The 2,169-nt window shown below is 45.4% G+C and carries 3 protein-coding genes; 1 reads left to right on the top strand and 2 read right to left on the bottom strand.

All coding sequences use genetic code 11. The features are described 5' to 3' along the window. Positions 1-7: 7 nt before the first annotated feature. Both WB217_RS14845 and WB217_RS14840 read right to left on the bottom strand, forming a co-directional pair. On the bottom strand, positions 8-343 hold the full coding sequence (locus WB217_RS14845) for a YolD-like family protein (protein WP_423994015.1): 336 nt from the start codon (positions 341-343) through the stop codon (positions 8-10). 22 nt (positions 344-365) lie between these two features. Further along, on the bottom strand, positions 366-1,625 hold the full coding sequence (locus tag WB217_RS14840; protein WP_423994014.1) for a DNA polymerase thumb domain-containing protein: 1,260 nt from the start codon (positions 1,623-1,625) through the stop codon (positions 366-368). A 166-nt stretch (positions 1,626-1,791) separates the two neighbouring features. Here WB217_RS14840 and WB217_RS14835 point away from each other — a divergent pair, with 166 nt between their 5' ends. Next, positions 1,792-2,055, top strand: a complete 264-nt coding sequence (locus WB217_RS14835) for a YqzH family protein (protein WP_423994013.1) — start codon at positions 1,792-1,794, stop codon at positions 2,053-2,055. The last annotated feature ends 114 nt before the right edge of the window (positions 2,056-2,169 follow it).

Raw genomic sequence — 2,169 nt, 5'->3', positions numbered from 1 at the left:
CTCTTGGTCACCATTCCGCATGCCGGACATCGGCAATGGCTGAAAGCTGAATGCGATGGATTTCTTCAAATTTGTCCACGATATGAAGCTTCTGGCCGAGTTCATTCCAGTAATGGATTTTCCCGATTACCAGTTCATACTTCCGCTGACGATAATAGGTGATGCTGACCGGACGGTTATATTCCATCGCTTCGAGGATGGTTTCATTCAATTGTTCGAGCTGCTGCTCATCCAGCTGTTTTTCTTTTTCATATCTGTCTTCATGTGCCCAGTCCCGTAACAGCTTTACGTGTTCAGGAAGCATCATGGATGTCCATTTAATTCTTCCGCGGTCACGAATCATACGATTTCCTCCCTATTATCATTTAGCCTTTATGGCCTCCGACCAGCGCGGCGCGATGCCTTGCTGTACCAGCCGCAGTATAAGAAACGGCCCTTAGCAAAGCTGCCGAGCCATACCGGCTGCGAATTCGGTCCATCACATAGCCAAGTTCCTTCTTCTTCCATCCATTCTTCTCAAATAAACTCAATTGAAATTCGCTGTCAACGACAAGGTTTCCAAGTGAAATCGCAATGCTGCGCACCGTTTTTCCTGTATAATTCTCAGCAAATAATTCAAGACAGACGCGATACAGTTCCATTGTGACATTCGTAGGTTCTTCTATCGTCCTTGAACGGTGGAAGCCTCCGCCGAATTCATCCTGGCTGTAGCCAATCCCAAAGCTGATTGTCCGTCCTGCTTTCCCATGGTTCCTTGCCCGGCGTGCCACTTCCTCGCACATTTCAAGAATGACATGCTTGATTTCCTCTTCCTCTTTATAATCTCGAAGCAAAATCTGGCTTTTTCCAAAGCTGACCTGCCCTTCCATGATCGGGGCACCGATATCCGAGAAATCAATTCCCCATGCATGCCAATAAAGCTGGTTGCCCATGACGCCGAATTTTTTCTCCAATTTTTCAAGGTCATAGCGTGCAAGCTGACCGACTGTGAAAATCCCCATGCCATTCAGCGTTTTTTCAACACGACGCCCAATTCCCCACATTTCCCGGAGGGGCGATACATTCCAAAGCTTGGTCTGCACATCTTCATATGTCCACTCGGCGATTCCCTTTTTCTTCGCGTCAAGGTCCAGGCATAATTTTGACATCAGCATGTTCGGTCCAATCCCGATTGCGCATGGAAGCTGGAACTCTCGCTCAATATCATCTTTTATTTTTTGGGCAATCGATGCAGCATCGCCCCATAGCTTTGAAGCTCCATCCACTTTTATAAAGCTTTCATCGACACTGTAGGTATGGATCGCTTCCTTTGGAACATAACGATTGAATACACGGGAGATTTCAGTGGAGATTCGCAGATACGTTGACATTTGGGGATCAACGACAATGATTCTGGGATCCTTCGGAATTTCAAACATCCGTGATCCAGTTTTAATGCCAAATTCTTTCTTTAAGCGGGGTGAGGCTGCAAGGACGACGCTTCCCGGGCGGTCAAGGTTCCCGACGACAGCCAGATAGCAGTCAAGAGGATCGAGACCTTGCATCACTGCGGAACAGCTGGCATAGAAGCTTTTCATATCAACACAAAGAATTTTATTTTTCGGCATTTCGCTGTAATCGACCATGTTCTGTGTCTCTCCTTTCTGCTCAGTTTATGTTTCGGTTCCAACAACAAGAACATTTGTTCCGTTTCATTATACCCATAATATTAAGCGAATATGCGTTCGGTTTCAATGGGTATTTTCCGGCGGAATAACTTAATTAAGGTTTATTTGGGGGGGCATGCCAGAGATGGGCAATTTTACAGGAGGCTGTTTTCAGCTGGCTGTTGAGAGTATAATCAGGATGAGAGGTGCTAATGTTATGGATAAAAAACTCATACGCAAAATGGTTCAGAAGTGCTTCGTACAGTATCGGCATGATGATACACTGCCGTTCGGTGAAACTGAATTCGAAGAAATATATGAGAAGATTGTTGAGTTGAAAAGCGAGGATCCTGAAGCCGATTTGCACGAAATCATCAATGATGCGGTTTATGAATTTTTGGCTACATAAAAAGGCTGTCCCAGTGCAGGGACAGCCATAAATTCATTTTACTTTAATATTGGCATCACCTTTAACCTTCGTAGGATAATCGGTTATTTGCAAAGTGATCAGTCCTGGTGCGGC

The organism is Mesobacillus sp., assembly GCF_049588175.1.
Taxonomy (GTDB): Bacteria; Bacillota; Bacilli; order Bacillales; family Cytobacillaceae; genus Mesobacillus.
Note: the sequence above shows the minus strand (reverse complement) of the source record. Positions and strands in the feature narration are given on the sequence as shown.